Below are 25,768 nucleotides of genomic sequence, written 5' to 3' on the forward strand. Positions count from 1 at the left end.
TTGATTCCGAATCAACTTAAAAAATAGACGCCTATATCATAAAATTACTTTAAAACTAATGTATTAACACAGCGTTGCCAAGTAGGCAACACTCACATTTATTAAAAAGTAATTGTATGGAGAAAACTCTTCAAGACTCTGCTTTAGTAGCACAGTATATAAAAGGCGATGAAAAATCACTCGAAATATTAATTAATAGGCATTCTCAACGTATTTATAGCTTTATTTTTTCTAAAGTTTATGACAAAGACGTTACCGAGGATATTTTTCAGGATACCTTTATTAAGGTTATAAAAACATTAAAAAGAGGGAATTATAATGAAGAAGGAAAGTTTTTACCTTGGGTGATGCGAATTTCTCATAACCTTGTTATAGATTATTTCAGAAAAAATTCAAGAATGCCAAAATTTGAAGGGAGTGAAGACTTTAATATATTTTCCGTTCTTGGAGATCCAGCTCTTAATGCAGAGAAGCAAATAATAAAAGATCAAGTAGAAACAGATGTCAAAAAATTGATAGATGAACTTCCAGAAGATCAAAAGGAGGTTTTGTATATGAGATTATATAAAGACATGAGTTTTAAAGAAATTGCAGAACAAACAAATGTAAGTATAAATACAGCTTTGGGTAGAATGCGTTATGCTATCATAAATTTGAGAAAGATGGTAGAAAAAAATAATATTGTTTTAACTAATTAACACAATATAAAGAGAGTAGCTCCGTTATTTTATTATTAATAACAAAATTTGGGGCATGCAAAAACTTTACTCTTATCAAAAATCAAAATCAGAGCCATTAAAACCCAAAGAATCGACTATTGAATTTTTACTTAGTTATTCTAAGGCTTTAAGTGTTATGAAGTATAAAAAGTTAGCGTTTGATACTATATTAAACTAAACTTTTTCTAAAAAGACCTGTTGTAAATCAACGGGTCTTTTTTGTTTTGGAAGCTTCATATTCTTTAATTACAGATTTTCTACCAATCGTTTTAGTGATGATGTCTTTATCGAGATTCCACCCACGAGCTGGTGAATATTCACGAGCGTAATAAATAATTTGTAGATGAAGTTTATTCCATAATTCTTTTTTGAATAAACGCTTGGCATCTTTTTCAGTCTGAACTACATTCTTACCATTAGACAACCCCCAACGATACATTAATCTATGGATATGAGTGTCTACAGGAAATGAAGGAATTCCAAAGGCTTGAGACATTACCACACTAGCTGTTTTATGTCCTACTGCTGGCAAAGCCTCTAGCGCTTCCATATCTGCAGGAACTTCTCCATTATATTTATCTATTAAAATTTGTGATAAGCCATGGATTCCTTTTGCTTTCATTGGAGAAAGTCCAACAGGCTTTATAATCTCTCTAATTTCGTCTACAGTAAGTTTTACCATTTGATACGGATTAATGGCTCTGTCAAATAACAGTGGAGTAATTTGGTTTACTCTAGCATCTGTACTTTGCGCAGACATTAAAACGGCTATTAATAATGTATAAGGATCTGTATGGTCTAAGGGAATTGGAACGGTTGGATAAATACTTTCTAAAGTATCTACAACAAAATCAACCTTTTCTGCTTTGGTCATTTTTATGTAATTTTAAACAAAAATAGTAGAACAAAGTTCAAATAAAAAAAATGTTTATGAATACACTTAAAGTAGGAGATAAAGTACCAGATTTTACGGTGCAAGATCAAGATGGAAATGAGGTTTCTTTAGCTGATTATAAAGGAAAAAAATTAATTGTTTTTTTCTACCCAAAAGCTTCTACCCCTGGTTGTACTGCTGAAGCTTGTAATTTACGCGATAATTACAAAGAGCTCCAAGCAGAAGGTTATAGTTTGCTAGGAGTAAGCGCAGATTCTCAAAAAAGACAAACAAATTTTAAAAATAAATATGAATTTCCTTTTCCTCTTTTAGCTGATGAAGAAAAAGTTGTTATTAATGCTTTTGGCGTTTGGGGACTTAAAAAGTTTATGGGAAAAGAATATGACGGAATTCATAGAAAAACCTTTATTATTGATGAGAATGGAATAGTAACCCGTGTTATAGATAAGGTTAAAACAAAGGACCATGCTTCTCAAGTACTTGATTCGTAAGCAAGAACGAAGAATTAAGGATTAAGCATCTATACCCTAAATGTTAAACTGAGCTTGCCGAATTTATTATTTAAAACTTCGACAAGCTCAGCTTGATAACTAAAAATTACATTTTAGAAGACCTCTTTTTATAGGTGAAAAACAAAATTATTTTTGTTTCTCCTCAATTTCTTTTTTGGATTTGTAATCAAACAATCCTTTTTCTTTGATAAGTTCTGCAATACCTTTAGGGAGCATATGTTCCCATCCTTCTTCTCCTTCGGCAATACTTTTAAGAACTTCTCTTGAAAAAATATCTAAAATAGAATCGTCGTAATCAAAAATATCAACAACTTTTCCGTTGTATTTAAAGAACTTATAAAGCTCTTTCATACGTGGATGTACTTTTAGGTTGTTGCTGGTAGTTGTTAAACCAGTTTCTTGATCGATCATAGGGTAGAGGTATACTTTTAAATCTTTGTAGAAGAGTTTACCAAAAGCCTCCAAAATTCCACCACTTAAATGTCGGTAGTATTTTTCGTCAAAAATATCCACTAAATTATTAACTCCCATAGTAAGAGCCATACGTTCTTTAGTATATTCGGAGAAATACTCTACAAGTTTATAATATTCCTGGAAGTTTGAAATCATTACTGTCTGACCTAAAGAGCAAAGTAAACGCGCTCTATCCATAAAGTCTTCTTCATCAATTTCTCCTTCAGCACGTAAGTTAGAAAGTGTAATTTCAAAAACCACAACGGTATTATCAATATCCACTTTGTTTTCCCTAATAAATATGTCGTACGATTTTTTGTACATGTCCATATTTACCATGGTAACAGGTCTAAAGCTACCACGCAGTGCTAAAATATTTTTTTTGTATAGAATAGATGCTGGTAGAATGTTGTTTCCGTCAGGACCAAACATTACAGCATCGGTCATATTATTTTTAACAAGTTGTAAGCTCATTAAACGATTATCTACTTCTTCAAATCGTGGACCAGAAAAATTGATAGTATCAATTTCTATAGTATCATTATCGATATGATCGTATAGATATTTTAGTAATTTTTTTGGTTTATGATGCTTGTAAAAGGCTCCATATATAAGGTTCACACCAACAATCCCTAATGTTTCTTGTTGTAAACGAGCTTCGGTTTGCTTAAAACGAATGTGAAGCGCAATTTCATTATAATCTTCATTAGGATCTAATTGAAAACGAATTCCAAGCCAACCATGTCCTTTAAATTTCTTAGCAAAATCTATAGTAGCTACCGTATTTGCGTAGGAAAAAAATATTTTGTTTGGATTATCATCTCTTGGGATACGCTCTTCCATTAGGCGCATTTCATGAGACAGCATTTTCTTTAAGCGAGCTTCGGTTACATACCTACCGTCATCTTCTATTCCGTAGATAGCATCACTAAAACTTTTGTCGTAAGCACTCATGGCTTTTGCAATTGTTCCAGAAGCACCTCCAGCTCTAAAAAAATGCCTTACAGTTTCTTGTCCAGCTCCAATTTCAGCAAATGTTCCGTAAATATCCTCATTCAGATTTATTCGTAACGCTTTGGATTTTAGCGATGGAACATTCTCAAAGTTCTTATCCCCTTTTAAAACTAATGTCATTGCAGTTTTTTATTTACCGCAAAGTTAAAAAGATTCATGAAGCTATTCAGAATATAAATGATAAATTTGATAAAAAATTAGTGTTTTGAAGATTACCTTCCTCGGTACAGGAACATCACAAGGAATTCCAATTATAGGGAGCGATGACCCTGTTTCTAAAAGTAAAAACCCTAAAGACAAGCGTTTAAGGGTTTCTGTTATGATAGAATGGGACTCCAACTGCTATATTATTGATTGTGGACCAGATTTTAGACAGCAAATGTTAGCGCATGATGTTAAAAAAATTGATGGGATTTTATTTACACATGAACATGCAGACCATATTATGGGACTTGACGATATTCGTCCTTTCTTTTTTAGACAAGGAGATATTCCTATTTATGCCCATCCAAGAGTATTGAAATCTTTAAAAATTAAATTTGATTATATTTTTACTACGGAAGATCGATATCCTGGAGCTCCGGCGGTAAGAGAAAATATAATTGAAAATAACAAGCCTATTAGATTAGAAAATTTAAATGTTATTCCAATTAATGCTTTTCATAATAGATTACAAGTTTTTGGATTTAGATTTGATAAATTTGCATACCTCACAGATGTTAAAAGTATCGATACAGAAGAAATTGAAAAATTAAAAGGAGTAGAGGTGTTGGTAATAAATGCATTGCGTAAAGAAAAACATCATTCGCATTTTAATATAGAAGAAGCTTTAGAATTTATAGCCCAAGTGGCTCCTAAAAAAGCATATCTTACTCATATTAGTCCGATGTTAGGCTTTCATGAGGAAGCGCAAGCAGAATTGCCGCCAAATGTTTACATTGCTTATGATAACCTAATTATTGAACTATAAAATTAAATACCCCACTTTATGAGACGTAATATTTTTATGTATCTTTTCTTCTTTGCTGTACTTTATATTGTATACCAGTATGTAAGTGCGAAGAAGTATTTTGAAGTTGAAACTGTTAAGATAGAAAACTTAAAAGAAGAAAATTCAAAGCTTGAAGATTCAATAAAAAATCTATCTTTAGATAAATTAGATTTACAATATTTTTCTTTGGAGAATAATGATGATGCTTTGGCATATTATGATGATTTAAAACTTGAAAGACCATCTAGATACATTGCCGATAAGTTGTTAGAAACAAATGAGCAGAAAGGTAACAACCCATTAGTTCCATATGATGGAATGTCTGGGGCTCCAATGAAAATTAATAAGATTAAAGTGTTAAATCATAAATGGATTATTGCCGATTTTTCTGACGGAAAGTACTGGGGTGAACTGTTTATAAAATACGAACTTAAAGAAGATATGGGCGTAGATTTTACTTTATTAGATCATTTATTATATACTAGAAGTTAATATATTATGATAGTTTGGATATCGTTTATTGTTCTGATTGTAATTTTCCTAGCCTTAGATTTAGGAGTTTTCAATAAAAATCCACATGAAATTACTAATAAAGAAGCAAGTGTGTGGACTGCTATATGGGTAAGTACAGCATTGCTTTTTTCTTTAGTAGTATTTTTTATATTTAAGCATGATTGGGTAGATAATGTAGATAATCTTACTCCTACAAGCGCTTTAATGAAATATATTACAGGATATTTAATAGAGTTATCCTTGAGTGTAGATAATATATTTGTTATAGCAGTTATATTTACTTCTTTTAAAATACCAAAAATATATCAACACAGAGTATTGTTTTGGGGGATTATTGGAGCGATTGTTTTTAGAGCTTTAATGATATTATTCGGAGTATTTTTAATCAAGAAATTTGATTGGATAATCTATGTGTTTGGTGTATTTTTAATTTATACTGCTATAAAATTAGCGATAGAAAAAGAGGATGATGCTTATGACCCAAGAAACTCTTTTGTTTATAAAACCATCAGAAAAATTATTCCTGTAACAACCCACATGAATAGTGAGCATTTTTTTATAAGAAAAAAACATCTGCTTGTAGCTACCCCATTATTTATTGCGCTTATTATTATAGAATTTACAGATATTCTTTTTGCATTAGATAGTATACCAGCAATTTTAGCCATAACTTCAGATCCTTTTTTGGTGTTTAGTTCCAATATCATGGCAATTTTAGGTTTACGGTCTATGTATTTCTTTTTAGCAAATATGTTGGAGCGTTTTGGGTACTTAAAATATAGTTTGGTTGTTATTTTAAGTTTTGTAGGGGTTAAAATGATCTTATCTCATCATGTGGAAATTCCAGAATGGCTATCTCTTACAGTAATTGGAGCTTCATTAGGAGCTGGAATTTGGTTTTCATTACACAAAGAAAAAAAGGAAAAGATTTAATCCGTCATAGAAGGTTTTATTACCTAAAGCTTGTCCTGTCTTGAGTTTATCGGTTTGGCTATGAACAGTACGGGAGCAAACTAGCACTTACTTTCCGCCACGCACTTAGCAAAACCTTTGGGTTTTGTTTTTTCTTTTTTTTCTGGACAAAGCAAAATTCCAAAGATTTTGCGGACATCATAAAAATACACAAACCATTCGATTAAGCCCGAAGCCCGTATTGTTTATAGGTTGTGTGCCTGTTGCACAAGCCATTAATTTTATAAAAAAAATAGGATTATGCTGATTTTTAATAATAGGTAAATTTTTGTTTTCTAAGCATATGTCATTTTCAAGAACTGGTTTTAATTAGAAATTTGGTTAAAAAAAAAGCTTGTGCAACAGCCACTTGTGTTGTACACAGGCTTTTTAAATGGTGTTATTTATTATCAAATATTTTTTACCCATGTATTTACTAAAAAGAAGGATTATTTTTTCCCCATTATCCAAATATGATTTTTGCTCGTATTTGCCAGATATTTGTTCGTCTACAATTTTTTCATAATTAGTCTCCTCAAGTTTAACTTCAAAAAGCGTTATTGGATTTCCATTTTTCAGCATAGCCCGTATAGAATTGTTCCAAACATTTTTATCGTAATAAGAATTGTCAACGAATATGTCTTTAAAGGTGTCTTTTTCATATTGGTTATATTCTAGAAAAATGTATTTTATTTCATGAAAGCTTAAGATTTTCTTTCCAAAAAAATTTCTAATCTCTATTTGTTTCTTTGATTTGCTTAAGTGCAAAATAACGTTGTTTTTAAAAAAAACATCTATAGACATATCGCTTATACTAAGCCTTTTATCCAAAAAATTCAGTCTTCTTGGTAAATCCATATCGGCTGGAATATCCTCAAGTTGTGCCTGCTTAAGTATTCTATTTCTTAAAATGGTTTTTCGAAAATGTTTAATTAAATCATAACAGAAATACACTAAACCTGCTAGCAGAACCAAATGAAGAAAGCCAAGTTTTTCAAATAAATTATCAAAAGTTATTTTCTCATAATAAACTGTAAATATTAGGAGTGCAACTAACGGAAGAATTCGAAATAGAAATCGATTTAATATTATTCTGGTGACATTCATTTAGCTTGTGTGCAACAAAGGGCTCTGCATCGAAATAAGTTACGTTTATATTTTTTTGTATACCTCGTGGGCTTGCCCCGAGGTAATTGATTTTAAGATTTAATCTTTGTAAGAGGTTTTTTCTTAATCATTCCTCCTTTGGTATCCTTAACCGAATTCATAATAATAAATGCTTTTTTGTCAATCTTATCAATTTCAGTTTTAAGAGTAGACATTTCCAATCGTGTTATAACTGTATATACAATATCAATATTATTTAGTGGAGAATTGTCCACAGAAAAACCTCTTTGACCTTTGTAAATAGTACAGCCTCTTCCCATTTTATGGATAATAGTTTTACGTACCTCCTCATGCTTTTCTGAAATAATAGTAACGCCAATAAACTCCTCAATACCATCAATAACAAAATCTACTGTTTTAGAGGCAGAGAAATAGGTAAGAATAGCGTACAAAGCAATTTCTGTAGATAAAATATAGGCAGCCGTCATAAAAATAAATACATTAAAAAGCATAATAACATTTCCTACGGTTAAACTAGATTTCCTACTAATGTAAATAGCTAGAACTTCTGTACCGTCAATAATGGCACCTCCACGGATTGCCATTCCGATTCCGAGTCCCAAAAAGAAACCACCAAAAGCTGCTATTAGGATTTTATCATCGGTAATGGTAGGAAAAGGAATATAATGAACAGCAAATGCAAGTAGTAAAATTCCAACAGCACTATTAATTGCAAATCTTTTACTAATAGCAATATATGCTAGAATTACAAAAGGTAAGTTAAGGGTAAAAATTAATATAGAAAGCGGTAGTTCTGTTAGCTCTCTTACTATTAAGGAAATCCCCGTTACCCCTCCGTCAATAAATGAACTTGGTAACAAAAAGCCTTTAAGTCCAAAAGAGGCAGATAAAACTCCTATTAAAAGATAAATAATATCATGAATTTCATGAGTAATTTCAACCTCTAAGTCGTTTACCTGTTTTCTAAAACTCTGCTCACTTTGATAATCTGTATGTGCTGTTTTTCGATATTTCTTTCGAACGGTATCAACAACTATTTTTCTAAAAAATGTATTCATGCAATTTGAAATTTACTCGATAATTGAGATTTAATGTTTAGAGGCAGTCTCCATGAATAAAGATATATATTTTGAGTAACTCCCAATTTATTTTTCATCTAAAATCTTATATAAAATAATTTTTAACAGCTATTTTCTGATTTGAGGCTCTCCAGATGATTAAGATTCTACAGTAAATAAAATAGCAAATGAGATTAAAGCATTATATAGATGAATTTTTGGGGTTTATTTAATTATATTTGCACTCGAAAATTTCAAAATACAACGCATGAAAGCTGGAATAGTAGGATTACCTAATGTAGGAAAATCAACTTTGTTTAATTGTTTATCTAATGCAAAAGCACAGAGTGCTAATTTCCCATTCTGTACTATAGAACCAAATTTAGGAGTAGTAAACGTTCCTGATAATAGATTACAGAAATTAGAGTCTTTAGTAGACCCAGAGCGTGTATTGCCTGCAACAGTTGAAATTGTAGATATTGCAGGATTGGTTAAAGGAGCTAGTAAAGGAGAAGGTTTAGGAAATCAGTTTTTAGGAAACATTAGAGAGTGTAATGCTATTATTCATGTGCTTCGTTGTTTTGAAGACGATAATATTGTTCATGTAGATGGAAATGTAAATCCTATTCGAGATAAAGAAACAATCGATATTGAACTTCAGCTTAAAGACCTTGAAACTGTAGATAAACGTTTAGAAAAAGTAAAAAGAGCTGCAAAAACTGGAGATAAAGATGCAAAGACGGAAGAGGCTTTGTTACTTCGTTTTAAAACAGCCTTAGAGAGTGGGATTTCTGCTCGTGCAGTAGAAGTTACTGAGGAAGAAGAAGATTTTATGAAAGGATTCCAGCTGCTTACTGCAAAGCCAATTCTATATGTATGTAATGTGGATGAAGCTGCTGCTAAAGATGGAAATGCTTTGGTGGAAAAAGTAAAAGAAGCTGTTAAAGAAGAAAATGCTGAAATTATTGTTTTGGCTGTTGGAATTGAAGCAGATATTGCAGAGTTAGAAGACTTTGAAGAGCGACAAATGTTTTTAGCAGATATAGGTTTGGAAGAGCCTGGTGCTTCAAAACTAATTCGTGCTGCCTATAAATTATTGAATTTGCAAACGTATTTTACTGCAGGAGTTAAAGAAGTTAGAGCTTGGACAATTCCTGTAGGTGCTACTGCGCCTCAGGCCGCTGGCGTTATTCATACCGATTTTGAAAAAGGATTTATTCGAGCGGAAGTGATTGCATATAATGATTATGTAAATTATGGAAGTGAAGGAAAAGTAAAAGAAGCAGGAAAAATGAGAGTAGAAGGGAAGGAATATATTGTTAAAGATGGAGATGTAATGCATTTCCGTTTTAATGTATAATTTCTTTGCTGAATAATATTTTAAATGGCTGTCTAAAAAGTAATTAAACTCTAAATGTCATCCTGAGCTTGTCGAAGGATTTTTTTGAATGTTAGTTGTTTAAAACTTCGACAAGCTCAGTTTGACAGCCAGTTGAGCTCAGTTTGATAGCTGGTTGAGCTCAGTTTGATAGCTGGTTGAGCTCAGTTTGACAACCATGAATTCCTTTTCAGATAGTCTTTTTTTGTTCTTTCTTATACAAATACTGTTGCCATCCAAACTTGAATTTCTTATATTTTATTTTAGATTTGTGATTGGAGAATTAGATAAATAATTGATTTGAATGTTTGTAATTAGTAAACGAAATAGCGGACTCTATAAATTTGTATTTACCAATCGAAAAGGAAAAACTATTTTTACTAGTATTAGTTGCAAGAGAAAAACGGATTGTGAAAAAATGATAAAAGGAATCCGAGAGAACATCCAGTTTTTTACATTCAGAAAAAAAAGTACGCCTTCGGGGAAGCATTATTTTAGACTTTCTTCTGGCGGGTTGGTAATTGCTACAAGTCGTAAATACTCTACTAAATTAATGCTAGAAAAGGGAATTAATGAAATATTGAAATATGTTCCTGAGGCAGAATTTTTAGATTTTTCTGAAGACGAACCTATTTTTGCTGATGCTGAGGAAGTATTTGGGAACTAATTCTTTTCCTTAATAACAGCTTTAACCTTGTCTATTATATTTTGTTTATCGGCTTTGTAATCAAACCATAAAATTGAATCGTCTTTTCTTAGCCATGTGAGTTGGCGTTTGGCAAATCTACGTGTGTTTTTCTTGATTTCTGAAACAGCAAAATCGAGAGAGCAGCTTCCATCAAAATATTCGAACAGCTCTCTGTAGCCAACCGTTTGTAAAGCATTTAAGTGTTTATAAGGGAATACAGTTTTTGCTTCTTCTAGTAATCCGTTTTCCATCATAAGGTCAACCCGTAGATTTATCCGATTGTAAATAATTTCACGATCGGCAGTCAATCCAACTTTAATGGTTTTAAATGAGCGCTTATTTTTTCCTTGATTAAGAAAAGAAGAATAGGGTTTCCCAGTTCCGATACAAATCTCTAAAGCTCTAATAATTCGATGCGGATTGTTTATATCGATGTTTTTATAGTGAACCGGATCTAATTTTTCTAATTGTTGTTGAAGTGTCTCTATTCCATTTTCTTCTAATGTAGCATTTAATTGTTCTCTAATTTCAGGACTTACATTTGGGAAATTATCTAGCCCTTCAATAACTGCATTGTTATATAGTCCACTCCCGCCAGCCATGATTACTAGATCATGTTTCTGGTAAAGTTGTTCTAAGAGCGCAATAGCATCTCTTTCAAAATCGCCAACCGAATATGCTTCGGTAATACTTTTATGTTGAATAAAATGGTGTTTTGCTTGCGCTAATTCTTCAGGTTCTGGTACAGCAGTTCCTATGGTTGTTTCTTTAAAAAATTGTCGAGAATCCGAAGAAATAATTTCAGTAGCAAATTCATTAGCTAATTTTATAGCTAAGGCAGTTTTTCCAATTGCAGTTGGGCCAACAACGGTTATGAGGTATTTAGTGTTCATTTAAATAATTTCCGCAATTATAACAAAATATAGCATTGTCCTTATGGTTATCGGCGTTACAATTTTGACATACTTGAGTGTTTGTATGAATAAATGTTTTATGCTCATCCGTTTCTTTAGTTTTATCATCACTTCCTTCACTCCCTTGTTTAGCAAATTCTACAGTAACAATTCCTGTAGGAACGGCAATAATACCATAACCAAGAATCATAATTATAGTAGCTATTATTTGTCCAACAGGGGTAACAGGAGCAATATCTCCATAACCTACTGTTGTGAGGGTAACTATAGTCCAATATATACTTCTGGGAATACTTGTAAAACCAGCTTCTTCCCCTTCAATTAGATACATTATAGTACCCATTATTACGGAAAGAATTAATACAGTGTAAATAAAAACAGCAATTTTGGCTCTGCTAGACTTTATAGCTTCTTTTAATTGGGAAGCTTCTCCCATAAAACGAACTAATTTCAATATTCTAAATACTCTCAATAAGCGTAAAGCTCTAACGGCAAGAAAAACTTGAGAGCCTGCAAAAAAGAAAGAGAGGTATAGCGGAATAGTGGATAGTAAGTCTACAATTCCGTAGAAGCTAAAAATGTATTTTGTAGGCTTCTTTATTGAAATAATTCTTGCAATGTATTCTATGGTAAAAAAGATGGTGATTACCCATTCAGCAGTAAAAAGATAGTTGTGATATTTGTCATCTATAGTTTTTACACTCTCTAGCATTACCAATATAATGCTGATAATAATGATGATAAATAAAATAATATCAAACCATTTCCCCATGGGTGTATCTGCTTCATAAATAATTTCATGAAGACGATGTTTCCATTTCGAGATATTTTTCTTTTTAGTTTTCAATTATAATGATACAATTTTAGGCGATTTCTTTTTTCTGAGATATGATTGTATTATATGTTTAGTATCTGTTGTGTTTTCCATCGGGGTAATGATAGACTCTAAAATAGCTATATTATTAATTTGATGATTTAATTCATAGAATCCAAAGCCTTTAAATTCCCCGTTTTGAATTAAAATAACACTACGTTCATTAATGTTACGCCCTCTATCTGAAATGATAAAACTAGTATCTTGAAAACCATATTTGTAGATGGCTTTTCGTACTCTTTTATTATAGATGCTCGGAGGTTCCTCATTTGTACAAGCTCCAAAACATTTTTCAATAGTATAATTATAACAATTCTTTTTAGCTTCAGATAAACCGTTTAATTTATTACATAATGTAAACTCTTCATCAATAGCATGGAGTACATTATAAGCCTGCTGGTAGCTAGAAAAAGTAGTGATGTATTGCTTCCTATTATCTGCTTTTCCAATTTTTAGAGTAAGATAACCTTCTTTACTTTCTTTAGAATATAGTGCATGCGAAAAGAGCTTTTTATTTTTTACGTTATAAATAGGAGTGCTCTTTTTTACTTCTGAATTTTCCTTTAAAAGCGCTATTAATTCATTACCAGTTTCTTCATAAGTTACCGCTTTTACCTCTTTTTGAAGTCGCTTATTCTTTTTTGAAGAAGATGCAAATAGTTGATTTACTCGTTTTTGGATATTACTACTTTTTGATAAAAAAATAACCTCTCCTTCGGTGTTGTGTACGTAAAAAACGCCTACCGAAGTAGGAAGTTGCTCAACAATATCTATTAATTTAGGATTGAGCTGACCTATATTTTCTGCACGGATGTTATTCTGAACTATTTTTTTTGAAGTGTCTTTGGCCAACAACATTTTAAAGAGTTTTACTGTAGCCTGTGCATCTCCATTAGCACGATGGCGATCGCTTACCGGTATTCCAAGAGATCTAACAAGTTTTCCTAAGCTATAAGAAGGTTGGTCTGGAATTAGTTCTTTTGCTAATTCTACAGTGCAAACAGATTTTCGCTGGTAATCGTATCCTAGTCGTCTAAACTCTGTTTGTAATATTCTGTAGTCAAATTGGGCATTATGAGCAACAAGTGTTGCTCCATCGGTAATTTCTACAATACGTTTGGCTACCTCATGAAATTTTGGTGCTGTAGCTAACATATTATTATTAATTCCAGTTAGTTTTACTACAAATGGCTGAATTTCCTTCTCAGGATTAACCAAACTAATAAATTGATCTACAACTTTATGGCCATCAAATTTATATATAGCAATCTCGGTAATTCCTTCTTCGTTGTATTTTCCACCTGTGGTTTCTATATCGAGTATTGCGTACATTCTTTTGTATTGTAATGTGTTAGTTGAAAGTATTAAATCATAATCTTTGCAGGATACAACTTACAACTCTTGTTTTATATTATTACTAATCTTATCTAACTATAATTTCTTGCTCCAAAAATACTACTTCCAATTCTAACCATATTACTTCCAGATTTAATAGCAATTTTATAATCGCCACTCATTCCCATAGATAAAACTTGCAAGTCAATTTTTTCTGTTGTTGGATTGCTTTCTTTTAGTAAATTAAAAAGGGATGCTAGGGTAGAAAACTCTTCTTTTATTTGTGCTTCATTCTCAGTAAAAGTAGCCATTCCCATGAGTCCGATTACTTTTACATTTTCCATTTGCTTAAATTCTTCAGAAGAAATAAGGCTTTTAATTTCCGTCTCATCCATTCCAAATTTAGTGCTTTCCTTGGCAATATGCATTTGGAGTAAACAGGAGATAATGCGGTCATTTTTTTTAGCTTGTTTATTTATTTCTTTTAATAACTTCAAGCTATCTACTCCATGAATTAGGCTTACAAAAGGCGCCATGTACTTTACCTTATTTCTTTGTACATGCCCAATCATATGCCATTCAATGTCTTTTGGTAAAGCTTCCCATTTATCGGTCATTTCCTGAATCTTATTTTCACCAAACACTCGCTGTCCAGCTTCATAGGCTTCTAAAATAGCTTCGTTTGGCTTAGTTTTGGAAACAGCAACCAGTGTAACATTTTTAGGAAGTTCTTTTTTTATATGTGTTAAATTCTCTTGAACAGACATTTTATATTTTCTAATTATTCTCACAAAGTGAGTGTTTCTATTTAATCTTTGAAACATCCATGTTTCAATACAAAACCTTTAATAATGAATTAATTCTCTTGAGACAAGCCCAAAAGGGTGTTTAAGTGAAACATATTTAACTCATTTCAACTCAGTGCCCTCATAAATCAGGGTAGGTTTTAGAGAATTAAACCCTCTGTGAAGGATTAAAACTCATAAATAGTGAGTCCGCTTTTTAATTTAGGTTCAATATAGGTTGTTTTAGGCGGCATTTTTAATCCATCATCTGCTATTTGCTTCATTTGTGAAACTTTTACAGGATATAAGCTAAATCCTACTTTAAATTTACCATTATCAATTGAATCTTTCATTTTGATAGTGTTATATTTTCCGTAACCATATTCAATTCTACTGTCGTTTCTAAGATCTTCAATACCTAAAATAGGTTTTAAAATTGTGACGAACAAAATTTGAGTATCCAGCTCGCTTAAAGAATTAGTAAAAGGGTAATTTTTTCTTAAATATAGAGAATAGAATTCGCCTTCTAAATACATTCCAAAGTGATGAATTTTAGAAGGTTTATACAAATCGGCACCCCGATTCTCAATTCTAAAATATTCATCTAAATGAATTAAAAATTCCTCTTTACTCAACCCGTTTAAATCTTTAACCATTCTATTGAATTCGTAAATTTTTAAATTCGACTCTGGAATTAAATAGCTCATAAAATAATTATAAGGTTCTTCTCCAGTGTGTTTAGGATTTTTCTGCTGAAGTTCTTCAGCGAGAAGATTTGAAGATGCCGAACGATGATGACCATCGGCAATATATACACAATCTAATTCTTTAAAAACTTGTTGAATTTCTGAAACTATATTACCATCATCCACTTTCCATAAATAATGAATTGCTTTGTCGGTTGTTGCAAATTCATATTCTGGATTTTGAACTGTTATAGATTTTATAATTTCATCAATCCTATTATTGTCGGGGTAGGTTAGGAGTACAGGTTCGGCATTGAACCCCACTGTTTTTAAATATTCCTTAAATAGCTTTTCTCGGGTTTGTAAAGTGGCTTCGTGTTTTTTAATATTATTTTTTCGGTAATCGTCAATACTAGCCCCCGCAAAAATACCACAGAAACTACCTTTTCGAGTTTTAATTTTATAAATATAAAAAGCAGGATTCTTGTCTTTTAAAAATATATCTTCTTCTATAAATTCTAAATAGCGATTTTTAACTAGAGAAAAACGTCTTTCTCCAGAAATATCATGATGGAATTTATATCCCGGATTTATAATATGTAAAAACGAAAAAGGATTGTAGGAAAGGGTAGTGTTTAACTCGTCTACAGGGTAGTCCTCATAAGAGCGGGAAACTACCAATCCAACTTTATCTTTGGTTGGACGTACTGCTGTAAACGGAATTATTTTTACCATTCTTTATATTATATTGAAATTACTAATCTGTTTATTTCTGAAACTATTTTGAAATATTCTCTACTTTTTTGCTCACTAAGTAAGATTTTAATGCCTTCACATTTGTGTTGAAATGTTTTCATCGTTTCCTTCTAATTTCTAGCAGATTTAACCTTAGGTTGTTGATTTTCTGTATAATCATAAAAACCTTCGCCAGATTTTACTCCTAACTTTCCTGCTGTAACCATATTTACTAATAGTGGACAAGGAGCGTATTTTGGGTTTTTAAATCCATCATACATAACATTTAAAATAGATAAACATACGTCTAACCCTATAAAATCTGCTAATTGTAACGGTCCCATTGGATGTGCCATTCCAAGCTTCATAACGGTATCTATTTCATAAACTCCGGCAACACCATTATAAAGAGTCTCAATAGCTTCATTTATCATGGGCATTAAAATGCGGTTGGCAACAAACCCAGGATAATCGTTTACTTCCACAGGAACTTTCCCTATAGCTTCAGATAGTTTTAGAATACTATTTAAAACCTCTTCACTCGTATTGTAGCCTTTTATTACCTCTACCAATTTCATAATAGGCACCGGATTCATAAAGTGCATTCCAATAACACGGGCAGGGTTAGTAACAGCAGTAGCAATTTTAGTAATGGAAATAGAGGAAGTATTGGTTGCTAAAATTGTTTCAGAAGCACAAAAATCATTTAAATCTTTAAAAATTTTAAGCTTTAACTCTTCATTTTCTGTAGCAGCTTCAACAACTAAATCAGCTCCTTTAACTCCATTCTTTAGGTTGGTATGTGTAGAGATATTCTCTAATGTATTTTTTTTATCTACTTCTGATATTTTTTCTTTTGTCAGCATTCTATCAAGATTTTTCTCAATAGTATTTAGGCCCTTAACAAGGGAAACTTCAGAAATATCAATCAAATTAACTTTGTAACCGCTTTGGGCAAAGGTATGAGCAATTCCATTCCCCATGGTTCCTGCTCCAATTACGGCTATATTTTTTATGTCGGTCATTTGAAAAAAAGTATAAAAAGTATAAAAGTTGAAAGTATAAATGTTGAAGGTTGAAACTTTGTGTTATTCGCCTTCAACCAGCGCAACAATTTCCATTGCAACTTTTAGTGCGGCTGTTCCATGTTCTAAACTTACTGCAGTTTCTGTGTTATTATTTATAGCATCTGCAAACGATTCTAATTCATCTAAAATAGCGTTATTTTGAGTTACTTTAGGGTTCTCAAAATAGATTTGCTTTTTGTCACCTTCAGCATTTTGTAATACTAATGCGTATTCATCAGGTTTTTTAGGAGCGTCTTTCATTTTAACAACCTCTACTTGTTTCTCCAAAAAATCTACTGATATATATGCGTCACGTTGAAAAAACCTAGATTTACGCATGTTTTTTAACGAAATTCTGCTTGCTGTAAGATTAGCAACACATCCATTTTCGAATTCAATTCTTGCATTGGCTATGTCTGGAGACTTGCTTATGACAGAAACGCCACTTGCATTTATTTTTTTTACGGGCGACTTAACAACGCTCAAAATGATATCAATATCATGAATCATTAAATCGAGTACCACAGGCACATCGGTACCTCGTGGATTGAACTCTGCCAAACGATGTGTTTCTATAAACATAGGATTTTCTACCTTTTCTTTTACAGAAATAAAAGCAGGGTTGAAACGCTCCACATGACCTACCTGACCTTTTACATTGTTTTGTTTGGCCAAATCAATTAGCTCTTCGGCTTCTTTTACTGTTTTGGTAATAGGTTTTTCTAAGAAAACATGCCTTCCCTTTTTTATGGCTTTTAAAGCACATTCATAATGAGAAAGGGTGGGAGTTACAATGTCTACTACATCTACCGCATCTATTAAATCGTCAATAGAAGCAAAATATTTATATCCAAACTCTTTTACTATTTTCTTAGCATTTTTCTCGTCTGGGTCATAAAAACCTACGAGTTCATATTTATCAGATTGATTGATAAGTCTTAAATGAATTTTTCCAAGGTGGCCAGCACCTAGAACACCTGCTTTAAGCATACGTTATGTTTTTAAACAAAAATAAGATTATTGCTGCATTCTTTCAACCATATCTATCTTTTTTATAAATGAATAAAAAGGAACCTTTAGGCTATGAGAATGAAAATCTAAAATACGCATTATTATTTTATTTGAGGTGTTGTTTTGATGTTGATAACTTCTTAGTACTTTAATTCTCTCATAAACAAGGATGTAATTTTTTATGCTTTTCTTGAGGGAGAAAATTCATTTAAAAATTTATAGTTTTGCACTGCTAAAACTCTAAGATTGAAAGATACCTATAGACACCAAGGAATGCGAAATAAACTGGCGGAAACCCTACAAAAAAAAGGAATTTCTGATCGGAGAGTTATCAATGCGGTAAAGAAAATTCCTAGACATTTGTTTATGGATAGTAGTTTTGAAGACCATGCGTATCAAGACAAGGCTTTTCCGATAGCTGCAAGCCAAACAATTTCTCAGCCATATACAGTTGCTTTTCAAACAGAATTATTAGAGATAAAACGAGGGGCAAAAATTCTAGAAATTGGGACAGGAAGTGGGTATCAAACAGCTATGCTTTTAGAATTGGGAGCTGCGGTATATACAATAGAAAGACAAAAAGAGTTATTTAAAAAAACGAATCTCTTTTTACCAAAATTAGGATATAAGCCTAAGCGTATGATTTTTGGTGATGGGTATAAGGGTTTAGCTGCAGAAGCTCCTTTTGACGGAATAATAGTAACAGCTGGAGCACCTTTTGTACCAAAACCTTTAATGGCGCAATTAAAGGTGGGAGGAAAACTTGTTATTCCAGTTGGAGACGAAGTGCAAATAATGACGCTCTTTACTCGTAAATCTCCAAAAGAATTTGAAAAGTACGAATTTGGGGAGTTTAGATTTGTTCCATTATTAGAAGATAAAAATTAAAAACTTTATGTTAGACAGATTATTTTTAAAGAAACTTACAAAAAAAGGAATTTGGGCATATTGGATTATCCAATTGGTGCTAGATGTAATATTGGGAATTGTGCTTTTTGGGGTGTTGAATTACACATTGGATCAAGATAACCCAGGGAGAAACATCCTAATTGTAGGTGTTATTATAAGCTCCTTAATCTCAGGAGGAATTTGTTTGATATTTTGGAAAAAGCCTAAAGAATTGGCAGAAGCTAATGGTTCTGTTAATTCAGAAGACTAATTAATTGTAAGCCTTTTTGACCCTATCTAGGTTTCGTTTGTTGTCTCGGTCTTTAATGGTTTCTCGCTTATCATAAAGTTTTTTACCTTTTGCTAAAGCTATTTGCATTTTAGCAAGACCTTTATCATTAACGAATAATCGTAAAGGAACGATGGTGTTTCCAGATACTTTTACCGCTTTATGCCACTTTTTTAGTTCTCGTTTATTAAGTAATAATTTACGAGCGCTTTTTGGTTGGTGGTTAAAATGTGTAGCGTGTGTATATTCTTCAACCGTCATATTAATTACAAAGAGTTCTCCTTTTTTGTTGAACTCACAAAAACTTTCAGCAATAGAAGCCCTGCTTTGACGAATCGATTTTATTTCAGTACCCGATAAAACAATACCAGCAATGTACTTGTCTAAAATCTCATATTCAAAACGAGCCTTTTTATTCTTTATGTTAACATTATTCTGCATAAGCGTCAAAAATAAGAACAATTATTGAATCGCAATATTTAATTCTTCTATTTTAAGATGGATTTATAAAGTAAGTCGTTTTTTTGTGTAATCAAAACAATATATTTGCGTCTTATTGAACTCGTTTATACTTTTTGTTTTAACCGAAAATAAACTGAAATTTGTTTAGATGAGATGCTTTTTGAAAGGCATAGCATGGCTACGTATAATAAAAGTAGTTAGATATAAGTAAATTTCAGTCATTTTTTAGGAATTAAAAAAGGTATAAACGAGTTCATTTATAAAAAAAAATACAAGGATTAAAATGAATGTAAAACACTTTTCTTTAATTATTTTTATTACAGTTTTATGTGTTGCTTGCGCACAAAAAGAAGATGCTGCTAGTATTATTAATAAGACTATTCAAGCTTCTGGCATGAAGAACTTAAATAAGAAGCATGTTTCTTTTGATTTTAGAGATAAAAAATATGAATCCTATCATGATAACGGAAAATTTGAATTAAAAAGAATTATTCAGGATTCGGTTACTACCACAGATATTATTACTAATACTGGCTTTACTAGACTTATTAACGGAAGGGAAGTGGTATTGGCAGATTCAACTAAAAACAAGTATAAAAATAGTGTAAACTCGGTGCATTACTTTGCGTATTTGCCTAATGGTTTGGATGGGCAAGCTGTTAATAAAAAATTGTTAGGAGAAGCGACTATTAAAGGGGTGTCTTACTATAAAATTAAAGTGTGGTTTGATCAAGAAGGTGGCGGAGAAGACTTTGAAGATGTTTTTATATATTGGGTGAATAAAGAAACTTTTAAGACAGATTACCTAGCGTACGAGTACCATGTAAACGAAGGAGGAATGCGTTTCCGAGAGGCTTATAATAGGAGAGTCATTAAAGGAATCGACTTTGTGGATTACAATAATTATAAGCCTGTTTCTAAAGCTTCTAAATTGATCGAGTTAGACAGTCTTTTTGATGCTGGTAAATTAGAATTATTATCTAAAATAGAATTAGAGAACGTAACGGTTAAGGAGTAGTTTTATTAAGATTCTGTAATTTAAATTATTGTTGTCCGATAAAAACAGACAGCGTTTATTACATTCCACATATATCAAGGGTTAATAGAGGTTTTTAAAATAGCCCCCCCCCTAATAAAAATGAATAAAAAAAGGAGTTTAGTATTGTTGTTTCTTTAAGCTACTCGTTTTGTAATAGCTAAGATTTAGTTTTTGTTCTTTTCTCTTACAGCGAAGCGGTCTTGTATTTTTACTCGGACATTAATGAGTTTTAATTATAAATTTAAGAGGCTATCTTTTTAATTAATAGACAAAAGATTTACCGACACAACTTTTTGGTTAACTAGAGTTACAATATATAGGTTTCCATTATTAGTGTCTTCAATATCTTCATACCTATCTTCTTTTAAGAGCTTGTTTACTAATTTTGGAACCGTGTTGCTGTGCCCTACTACTAACACATTTTTATATCCTTTTTTGAATATTTCTAAGGTGTTTAAGTTTTCAGGCTCATATTTTAAGATGTCCAAATTATTGTTGTATGCTGTGGGAGAAGCTGTTTCTATCGTCCTAGTGTATTCTGTAGAGTATATGGCGTCAAAGGGTATGTTTTTTAAAACTTCACTCCATTTTTTTGCTCTAACCAAGCCTTTTTCTGTTAGTTCAGGATTCTTTTCATCTGGATTTTCTCTATTCTTTTCTGCATGCCTTATTAAGTAAAAAGTAGTAGTGGTGTTTTTAGTTTCGGGAGTGGAAGGGTTACAGCTCCATAAAGCAATACTTAATAGTAACAGAAAAAAAGGTTTCATGTAGATAATATTTAGTGGTATTTAATTCTTCTTTCAAAAATAGCGTATTGCGCTTATTAAGCAATAAAAAACTTCTAGATATCCATTCTTATCTAATTTCCGACTTTAAATAGCTGTAAATAAGGCCTTTTTTGTAGGATCATTCTTTTTTTATCACAATTCTTGTTTTACTAAATTCTAAAAAAATTATGCATTTCATCGAAAATATAGGTTTTTAAACGATTATTATTTTTTGTTTAATATATTTGATATATGCAAAATTGATAAAAAAGATAAGTTTTTGATTGAATTTGCATAAAAAAGGATTTTAGGAAATACCCAAATGTTTTAAAATCGACTACTTATGAAAAAAATAACTACTACAATCGCAATTATTTTTTTGCTGTTTACTTTAAACAGCTATGGTCAGAAAATCAATGCTCCTCAATTAGCTTTTGAATACGCTTGTTTAAATGATGCATTTAATACATTTGAAGCTACTTTTAGTTTCAATGAAAAACCTTTTGCTTCAGATAATAAGTTTTATATTGAATTGTCTGATAAAAATGGTTCGTTTTCAAATCCTACAATTCTAAAGACTGTAGAAGGAGAGAATTTTTCTTTTGAATTCAAAGAATCTTTTTCTCTTCCTGATGAAGTTTATGGCGAAGGCTATAAATTACGGTTAAGAGCAACGTCTCCAGCAATTGTTGGGGAAGCAACTCCAGCTTTTGATGCTTTCTTTGTTCCAAACGAAAACTTAATCTTAAACGATTATAAAGATATTAGTCTTTGTAGTACTTCTGGAGCTACAATTAAATTAAATAAAGATATTGCTAAGGAGTATATATGGTATAAAAATGGAGAGATTTTAAAAGTGTCTTCAGATAATTTTCTTACAGTTTCTGAGCCTGGTGAATATTACGCAGAGCCTTACTATGGAAATTGTACAGGGAGTTTGTATTCAAATTTAGTGATTGTAGGGAAAGGGGAGAATTTTGAAGTAGCTATTTTGGGAAATAAAAGCGTAGAGCCTTGTTCTAATTCTCCAATAGTTTTAGAAGCTTCTATTGACAATGAAAATTATATTTATACTTGGTATAAAAATGAAGAGAAAATAGGTGAGTTGCCAGCCTATACACCAAAAATAGAATTAAATAATGAAGCAGAAAATTTTGGTTCTTATAGAGTAGAAGTAACAAATGAGGGAGGGTGTACTTCTTCTTCAAGTGAGGTTAGTATTTTACAAAATAAATCAACAATAGTAGAAGTTACATCTCCTTTAAACGCAGTGATTATTGGTGATAATACGGCAACCTTATCTATTAAAACAAATAATAAGGGGGCAGAAATTTTATGGTATAAAGATGGACAACCATTAAAAAACAGCTATAATAACGCCACATTAATTGTAGATAAAGAAGGGGAGTATTATGTAGAAGTTTCTTCTGGTAATGATTGTGAAGGGGATATTAAGTCGCCTAGTTTTAAAATTTTCGAGCCAATTTCTTTTGCTGCGGAAATTAAACCAACTAGTGCTTATGATGCATGTATAACAACTGCTAGCAATCTTGCTATTACAAGTTTAAAAGGAACCTTGAATAACGGGGATGAGATTACTATTCAGCAAGATTTTTTCCATAACTTCAATCTAAAGTGGTTAAAAGATGGAACGTATTTAAAAACTACAAACACTTCTTTTCCAGTTACATATAAAGATAATGGAGTTTATAAATTAGAAGTTACTTATAAAGGTAAAACTTTCGAATCTAATGCTCAGGAAATAATTTTAGGTTTACCAGATGTTACTTTAAATACAGAAAAAGAGATTACATGTAGTGAACCACAAGGAATTATATCGGCTACAAAAATTGAAGGCGCTACTTATAACTGGTATAATAACGAAAACTTGGTTGCTTCAGGATTAGAGAATACACTTACAACAACTCATGTAGGGGATTTTAAAGTAGAAGTTAGTTTTGGAGGGTGTGCAATTACTTCAAAATCTATATCCTTAAATAGAAATACAGAAGACTTAGTAGAGGTTTATCCAGGGGAAAAAATTACAATTTCTCCAGATAGAATAGTAGAGGCAAATGCTACTGGAGGAGAAAGTTATGAATGGATTGATGCTGAGGGAAATATCTTAAGTAAAACAGCAACATTTTCTATTGCAGAAGAAGGAATTTATACTTTGTATGCTAAAATTGGCGAATGTGTTATTGAGAAAACTGTAGAGGTTATTTCTAATGATGTAGTTGAAATTCCGAATGTAATTAGCCCAAATGATGATTCTGTAAACGATAAATGGACACTTCCACAAAAATTTATTAACGACCCAGAGGTAGAGGTTGTTATATGCGACTCCTATGGGTCAACTGTCTTAAAAACAAATAAATACGATAATAATTGGCCTGATGCTTCATTAAATAAAACTACAGAAACTCCAGTTTTCTATTACTTTGTTAACAAAAAAGGTAAGAATATTAAAAAAGGTTCTATTACATTAGTGAACTGAAACTAGAATTAACCCCAAATTAGTTTAGTTCTGTATGATTAAAAGATACCTGCTTACTATCGGTTTGCTCTTAGCATCCTACGTGCTATTTTCTCAGGTAGAAAATACGAGCGCTATTGTAGATTGGAGACAGCACAACCTAACCAAATACAACAAATTTTTGGTGAATCCTACGTATAGTTTTGTGCGAAACGACACCAAGGCTGTGAGCTTTTGGAGTCGGATTCAATGGACGGGTATTGAAAACTCTCCACAAACCTATTTATTAAGTTATTCTGGAAAAGTAAGTGAGAATTCTGGTGCTGGGTTAGGGCTTTATCAGCAAAATTTAGGACTTCTGGTAGATTCCGGATTAATACTTAACTATGCTTATGGCGTTAAGTTTACAGACAATATTACGTTAAGTGTTGGGATGAATACTACACTTTTTAGACGTGGATTAAACAAAGGAGCAATTAGTTCTACAGAGCCAGATCCTGTTGTTTTAGAAAATCAAGACGATTTTTTAATGTTGGTTATGCCTGGGATTAATCTTTCGGTTAATAGTTTTGATATCGGAATTTATGCTGAAAATATCTTTGATTATAACTTCAACGATTCTAATACCATAACCGATTTTTCTGATAAAATATTTTCAGGTCAATTGGGGTATACTAAAACTTTTGATGATGCTGTAGGTTTTATGGAGGATGCAAAATGGCGAAACTTAGTGTATGGAAAAACACAACCTAATGACGATTTTCAATTTGGATTTAACTCAACAATAGATCTTCCGTATACTGGTTGGTTTCAAGCGGGTTATAATACTACTTTTGGAATTTCTGGAGGAATAGGAGTTAAAATAGGAGATGGTATTAGTATTGGTGTGGTATATGAAACAGGAACCAGTAAAACTAATAATTCTTTCGGAGGAACTTATGAAGCAATTGCGTCGATTGAATTGGGACCTAGAAAAATGCGTAAGAATCCAGCTCCAAGCGGAGGAAAAGCAGTAACTTCTAAAAATATAAATGAAGAAGATTATATTTCTTCAGAAGAAATAAAAAGGCGCAGAGAAGAGGATGCCAATAGAATAATTAATGATAGTGTAGAAGAAAAAGTAACGGAAACAGCAAAACCTTCAACAGATGCTACTTCAAAATATGCTTTATATGGAGGAGAAGCTACTGTTAAAAGTGCTTCGGGTAAATCAGCTAAGGAAAAATCGACTACTAGTTCTGTAGACAAAATAGAGAATACAGGAGTAAAGTCAGCAGAAAAAACCGAAGAAGCTGTAGGAATAAGCGCTAGCGATAAAACGTTACCTAAGCAAGAAAATTCTAATGCAAAAACAGAAAAACCTTCTGCAGAAATAGTTGTTGCAGATAAAAAATCTTCAGAAAAAATTGAAAAAGAAGTATCTACTGAAAAAGCTACAGTAACTGGTTATGCTGTATATGGAGGAAATCAGAAAGATGATCTTTCAGGAGAAAACTCAGTAGAAGTAGCTAGAAAACAAACCGAAGTTACAGAAAATGAAACTGTAAAAGTATATGAAGCAGATGCAGAAGATTATGCTAAGGCAGCGCAGGAAGAGTTTAATAGTAAGATAAATTCTAAAGAAGAAGAAAGTAAATTAGCTCAAACTTCTGAAATAAATAATGAAATTTCGGAAAATGTAGCGGTAAAACAACAAACTGAAGCCGAGAAAATAGAGGCAGAATATCAGGAGTTTTTAAGAAGGAGTGATTCTGTGGCAAATACAATAGACACTAAATCTATTGATTCTACAGCAATTACATCGGAAGTTTTTGGAAAAGATGTAAGTTATAAAACTATAAATAGTGCACCGGGAATTGAAAAGGGATTCTATTTAGTGGTTAATGTTTTTTCTCAAGAACATTATTTTAATGACTTTATTGAAAAGTTAAAAACTAATGGATTTGAACCAAAATTCTTTTTAAATCCAGAAAATAATTATTACTATGTATATTTGTATAAAGCAAATCGCTATCTTACGATAAAAAGTTTGCAGCGAAATAATATCAACGGTACTTATTTTGAAGATAAATGGGTACTATGGGTTAAGTAAAAGCCTTTCATAATAGATAGATAGATAGATTTAAAACTGTTAGGCTTG

25 protein-coding genes are annotated in these 25,768 nt (G+C 31.7%); 12 read left to right on the forward strand and 13 right to left on the reverse strand.

Annotated elements, in window-relative coordinates; all coding sequences use genetic code 11:
• Positions 1 to 116 precede the first annotated feature (116 nt).
• On the forward strand, positions 117 to 698 hold the full coding sequence (locus JOOMADRAFT_RS14330) for an RNA polymerase sigma factor (RefSeq protein ID WP_008614606.1): 582 nt from the start codon (positions 117 to 119) through the stop codon (positions 696 to 698).
• A gap of 226 nt (positions 699 to 924) precedes the next feature.
• Here the strand turns inward: JOOMADRAFT_RS14330 and JOOMADRAFT_RS14335 are convergent, their stop codons facing one another.
• Positions 925 to 1,593 carry an endonuclease III domain-containing protein gene (locus JOOMADRAFT_RS14335; protein ID WP_008614613.1) on the reverse strand — a complete coding sequence of 223 codons (669 nt, stop codon included), beginning with the start codon at positions 1,591 to 1,593 and terminating at the stop codon, positions 925 to 927.
• Positions 1,594 to 1,649: 56 nt separating this feature from the next.
• Between JOOMADRAFT_RS14335 and bcp the strand changes: the two genes are divergently transcribed.
• Positions 1,650 to 2,105 carry a thioredoxin-dependent thiol peroxidase gene (bcp, locus tag JOOMADRAFT_RS14340; RefSeq protein ID WP_008614614.1) on the forward strand — a complete coding sequence of 152 codons (456 nt, stop codon included), beginning with the start codon at positions 1,650 to 1,652 and terminating at the stop codon, positions 2,103 to 2,105.
• A 147-nt stretch (positions 2,106 to 2,252) separates the two neighbouring features.
• Here bcp and JOOMADRAFT_RS14345 read toward each other — a convergent pair whose 3' ends face one another.
• The gene (locus JOOMADRAFT_RS14345) at positions 2,253 to 3,713 is read right to left on the reverse strand and encodes a hypothetical protein (RefSeq protein ID WP_008614616.1); all 1,461 of its coding nucleotides are present in this window, start codon (positions 3,711 to 3,713) and stop codon (positions 2,253 to 2,255) included.
• Between the two features lie 85 nt (positions 3,714 to 3,798).
• On the opposite strand from JOOMADRAFT_RS14345, the gene JOOMADRAFT_RS14350 reads away from it, so the two are divergent.
• From JOOMADRAFT_RS14350 to JOOMADRAFT_RS14360, 3 genes are read left to right on the forward strand one after another with little or no spacing between them, the layout of a single operon-like run.
• On the forward strand, positions 3,799 to 4,563 hold the full coding sequence (locus JOOMADRAFT_RS14350) for an MBL fold metallo-hydrolase (protein ID WP_008614618.1): 765 nt from the start codon (positions 3,799 to 3,801) through the stop codon (positions 4,561 to 4,563).
• 18 nt (positions 4,564 to 4,581) lie between these two features.
• Positions 4,582 to 5,076 carry a hypothetical protein gene (locus tag JOOMADRAFT_RS14355; RefSeq protein WP_008614620.1) on the forward strand — a complete coding sequence of 165 codons (495 nt, stop codon included), beginning with the start codon at positions 4,582 to 4,584 and terminating at the stop codon, positions 5,074 to 5,076.
• Between the two features lie 6 nt (positions 5,077 to 5,082).
• Positions 5,083 to 6,030 carry a TerC family protein gene (locus JOOMADRAFT_RS14360; protein WP_008614621.1) on the forward strand — a complete coding sequence of 316 codons (948 nt, stop codon included), beginning with the start codon at positions 5,083 to 5,085 and terminating at the stop codon, positions 6,028 to 6,030.
• Between the two features lie 408 nt (positions 6,031 to 6,438).
• Here JOOMADRAFT_RS14360 and JOOMADRAFT_RS20355 read toward each other — a convergent pair whose 3' ends face one another.
• Complete coding sequence (locus tag JOOMADRAFT_RS20355; protein WP_008614623.1) at positions 6,439 to 7,155, reverse strand: hypothetical protein; 717 nt, start codon at positions 7,153 to 7,155, stop codon at positions 6,439 to 6,441.
• 92 nt (positions 7,156 to 7,247) lie between these two features.
• Positions 7,248 to 8,234: a YitT family protein gene (locus JOOMADRAFT_RS14370; protein WP_008614624.1), complete on the reverse strand. Its 987-nt coding sequence runs from the start codon at positions 8,232 to 8,234 to the stop codon at positions 7,248 to 7,250.
• 268 nt (positions 8,235 to 8,502) lie between these two features.
• Between JOOMADRAFT_RS14370 and ychF the strand changes: the two genes are divergently transcribed.
• Positions 8,503 to 9,594 carry a redox-regulated ATPase YchF gene (gene ychF, locus JOOMADRAFT_RS14375; RefSeq protein WP_008614625.1) on the forward strand — a complete coding sequence of 364 codons (1,092 nt, stop codon included), beginning with the start codon at positions 8,503 to 8,505 and terminating at the stop codon, positions 9,592 to 9,594.
• Between the two features lie 322 nt (positions 9,595 to 9,916).
• Positions 9,917 to 10,279, forward strand: a complete 363-nt coding sequence (locus JOOMADRAFT_RS14380) for a YegP family protein (protein ID WP_008614626.1) — start codon at positions 9,917 to 9,919, stop codon at positions 10,277 to 10,279.
• Here the strand turns inward: JOOMADRAFT_RS14380 and miaA are convergent.
• From miaA to JOOMADRAFT_RS14415, 7 genes are all read right to left on the reverse strand, one after another.
• Positions 10,276 to 11,193 carry a tRNA (adenosine(37)-N6)-dimethylallyltransferase MiaA gene (gene miaA, locus JOOMADRAFT_RS14385; protein WP_008614627.1) on the reverse strand — a complete coding sequence of 306 codons (918 nt, stop codon included), beginning with the start codon at positions 11,191 to 11,193 and terminating at the stop codon, positions 10,276 to 10,278. The genes JOOMADRAFT_RS14380 and miaA overlap by 4 nt on opposite strands.
• Positions 11,183 to 12,061, reverse strand: coding sequence for an ion transporter (locus JOOMADRAFT_RS14390; RefSeq protein ID WP_008614628.1), 879 nt, complete (start codon positions 12,059 to 12,061; stop codon positions 11,183 to 11,185). The genes miaA and JOOMADRAFT_RS14390 overlap by 11 nt, the downstream gene beginning before the upstream one ends.
• On the reverse strand, positions 12,062 to 13,420 hold the full coding sequence (locus JOOMADRAFT_RS14395) for an exonuclease domain-containing protein (RefSeq protein ID WP_008614629.1): 1,359 nt from the start codon (positions 13,418 to 13,420) through the stop codon (positions 12,062 to 12,064). It lies immediately after the preceding gene.
• Between the two features lie 95 nt (positions 13,421 to 13,515).
• On the reverse strand, positions 13,516 to 14,190 hold the full coding sequence (locus JOOMADRAFT_RS14400; protein WP_008614630.1) for a YggS family pyridoxal phosphate-dependent enzyme: 675 nt from the start codon (positions 14,188 to 14,190) through the stop codon (positions 13,516 to 13,518).
• A 206-nt stretch (positions 14,191 to 14,396) separates the two neighbouring features.
• On the reverse strand, positions 14,397 to 15,629 hold the full coding sequence (locus tag JOOMADRAFT_RS14405) for a DUF1015 domain-containing protein (protein ID WP_008614631.1): 1,233 nt from the start codon (positions 15,627 to 15,629) through the stop codon (positions 14,397 to 14,399).
• 131 nt (positions 15,630 to 15,760) lie between these two features.
• Positions 15,761 to 16,645, reverse strand: a complete 885-nt coding sequence (locus JOOMADRAFT_RS14410; RefSeq protein ID WP_040880121.1) for a 3-hydroxyacyl-CoA dehydrogenase family protein — start codon at positions 16,643 to 16,645, stop codon at positions 15,761 to 15,763.
• 72 nt (positions 16,646 to 16,717) lie between these two features.
• Positions 16,718 to 17,686: a Gfo/Idh/MocA family protein gene (locus JOOMADRAFT_RS14415; RefSeq protein ID WP_008614633.1), complete on the reverse strand. Its 969-nt coding sequence runs from the start codon at positions 17,684 to 17,686 to the stop codon at positions 16,718 to 16,720.
• A gap of 267 nt (positions 17,687 to 17,953) precedes the next feature.
• On the opposite strand from JOOMADRAFT_RS14415, the gene JOOMADRAFT_RS14420 reads away from it, so the two are divergent.
• Both JOOMADRAFT_RS14420 and JOOMADRAFT_RS14425 read left to right on the forward strand, forming a co-directional pair.
• A complete protein-coding gene (locus tag JOOMADRAFT_RS14420; protein ID WP_008614634.1) occupies positions 17,954 to 18,595 on the forward strand; it encodes a protein-L-isoaspartate(D-aspartate) O-methyltransferase in 642 nt (213 codons plus the stop codon).
• Between the two features lie 7 nt (positions 18,596 to 18,602).
• Positions 18,603 to 18,866, forward strand: a complete 264-nt coding sequence (locus tag JOOMADRAFT_RS14425) for a hypothetical protein (RefSeq protein WP_008614635.1) — start codon at positions 18,603 to 18,605, stop codon at positions 18,864 to 18,866.
• Here the strand turns inward: JOOMADRAFT_RS14425 and smpB are convergent, their stop codons facing one another.
• Positions 18,867 to 19,325: an SsrA-binding protein SmpB gene (smpB, locus tag JOOMADRAFT_RS14430; protein WP_008614636.1), complete on the reverse strand. Its 459-nt coding sequence runs from the start codon at positions 19,323 to 19,325 to the stop codon at positions 18,867 to 18,869. It lies immediately after the preceding gene.
• A gap of 304 nt (positions 19,326 to 19,629) precedes the next feature.
• On the opposite strand from smpB, the gene JOOMADRAFT_RS14435 reads away from it, so the two are divergent.
• Positions 19,630 to 20,364: a DUF6503 family protein gene (locus tag JOOMADRAFT_RS14435; RefSeq protein ID WP_008614637.1), complete on the forward strand. Its 735-nt coding sequence runs from the start codon at positions 19,630 to 19,632 to the stop codon at positions 20,362 to 20,364.
• 278 nt (positions 20,365 to 20,642) lie between these two features.
• Here the strand turns inward: JOOMADRAFT_RS14435 and JOOMADRAFT_RS14440 are convergent, their stop codons facing one another.
• The gene (locus JOOMADRAFT_RS14440; RefSeq protein ID WP_008614638.1) at positions 20,643 to 21,152 is read right to left on the reverse strand and encodes a phosphoglycerate mutase family protein; all 510 of its coding nucleotides are present in this window, start codon (positions 21,150 to 21,152) and stop codon (positions 20,643 to 20,645) included.
• A 343-nt stretch (positions 21,153 to 21,495) separates the two neighbouring features.
• Here JOOMADRAFT_RS14440 and JOOMADRAFT_RS14445 point away from each other — a divergent pair, with 343 nt between their 5' ends.
• Positions 21,496 to 23,649: a T9SS type B sorting domain-containing protein gene (locus JOOMADRAFT_RS14445; RefSeq protein WP_008614639.1), complete on the forward strand. Its 2,154-nt coding sequence runs from the start codon at positions 21,496 to 21,498 to the stop codon at positions 23,647 to 23,649.
• Positions 23,650 to 23,683: 34 nt separating this feature from the next.
• Positions 23,684 to 25,720: a PorP/SprF family type IX secretion system membrane protein gene (locus JOOMADRAFT_RS14450; RefSeq protein ID WP_008614640.1), complete on the forward strand. Its 2,037-nt coding sequence runs from the start codon at positions 23,684 to 23,686 to the stop codon at positions 25,718 to 25,720.
• Positions 25,721 to 25,768 lie beyond the last annotated feature (48 nt).

The sequence above is a fragment of the Galbibacter orientalis DSM 19592 genome (assembly GCF_000260115.1).
Classification (GTDB): domain Bacteria; phylum Bacteroidota; class Bacteroidia; order Flavobacteriales; family Flavobacteriaceae; genus Galbibacter; species Galbibacter orientalis.

Bases quoted from the DNA above. Each gene is read 5' to 3' on its own strand.
- JOOMADRAFT_RS14330 (WP_008614606.1), top strand. From the start codon at position 117: ATGGAGAAAACTCTTCAAGACTCTGCTTTAGTAGCACAGTATATAAAA.
- JOOMADRAFT_RS14345 (WP_008614616.1), bottom strand. From the start codon at position 3,713: ATGACATTAGTTTTAAAAGGGGATAAGAACTTTGAGAATGTTCCATCG.
- JOOMADRAFT_RS14440 (WP_008614638.1), bottom strand. From the start codon at position 21,152: ATGAAACCTTTTTTTCTGTTACTATTAAGTATTGCTTTATGGAGCTGT.
- JOOMADRAFT_RS14445 (WP_008614639.1), top strand. From the start codon at position 21,496: ATGAAAAAAATAACTACTACAATCGCAATTATTTTTTTGCTGTTTACT.
- JOOMADRAFT_RS20355 (WP_008614623.1), bottom strand. From the start codon at position 7,155: ATGAATGTCACCAGAATAATATTAAATCGATTTCTATTTCGAATTCTT.
- miaA (WP_008614627.1), bottom strand. From the start codon at position 11,193: ATGAACACTAAATACCTCATAACCGTTGTTGGCCCAACTGCAATTGGA.
- JOOMADRAFT_RS14435 (WP_008614637.1), top strand. From the start codon at position 19,630: ATGAATGTAAAACACTTTTCTTTAATTATTTTTATTACAGTTTTATGT.
- JOOMADRAFT_RS14415 (WP_008614633.1), bottom strand. From the start codon at position 17,686: ATGCTTAAAGCAGGTGTTCTAGGTGCTGGCCACCTTGGAAAAATTCAT.
- smpB (WP_008614636.1), bottom strand. From the start codon at position 19,325: ATGCAGAATAATGTTAACATAAAGAATAAAAAGGCTCGTTTTGAATAT.
- JOOMADRAFT_RS14425 (WP_008614635.1), top strand. From the start codon at position 18,603: ATGTTAGACAGATTATTTTTAAAGAAACTTACAAAAAAAGGAATTTGG.
- JOOMADRAFT_RS14355 (WP_008614620.1), top strand. From the start codon at position 4,582: ATGAGACGTAATATTTTTATGTATCTTTTCTTCTTTGCTGTACTTTAT.
- bcp (WP_008614614.1), top strand. From the start codon at position 1,650: ATGAATACACTTAAAGTAGGAGATAAAGTACCAGATTTTACGGTGCAA.
- JOOMADRAFT_RS14335 (WP_008614613.1), bottom strand. From the start codon at position 1,593: ATGACCAAAGCAGAAAAGGTTGATTTTGTTGTAGATACTTTAGAAAGT.
- JOOMADRAFT_RS14395 (WP_008614629.1), bottom strand. From the start codon at position 13,420: ATGTACGCAATACTCGATATAGAAACCACAGGTGGAAAATACAACGAA.
- ychF (WP_008614625.1), top strand. From the start codon at position 8,503: ATGAAAGCTGGAATAGTAGGATTACCTAATGTAGGAAAATCAACTTTG.
- JOOMADRAFT_RS14370 (WP_008614624.1), bottom strand. From the start codon at position 8,234: ATGAATACATTTTTTAGAAAAATAGTTGTTGATACCGTTCGAAAGAAA.
- JOOMADRAFT_RS14400 (WP_008614630.1), bottom strand. From the start codon at position 14,190: ATGTCTGTTCAAGAGAATTTAACACATATAAAAAAAGAACTTCCTAAA.
- JOOMADRAFT_RS14450 (WP_008614640.1), top strand. From the start codon at position 23,684: ATGATTAAAAGATACCTGCTTACTATCGGTTTGCTCTTAGCATCCTAC.
- JOOMADRAFT_RS14405 (WP_008614631.1), bottom strand. From the start codon at position 15,629: ATGGTAAAAATAATTCCGTTTACAGCAGTACGTCCAACCAAAGATAAA.
- JOOMADRAFT_RS14360 (WP_008614621.1), top strand. From the start codon at position 5,083: ATGATAGTTTGGATATCGTTTATTGTTCTGATTGTAATTTTCCTAGCC.
- JOOMADRAFT_RS14380 (WP_008614626.1), top strand. From the start codon at position 9,917: ATGTTTGTAATTAGTAAACGAAATAGCGGACTCTATAAATTTGTATTT.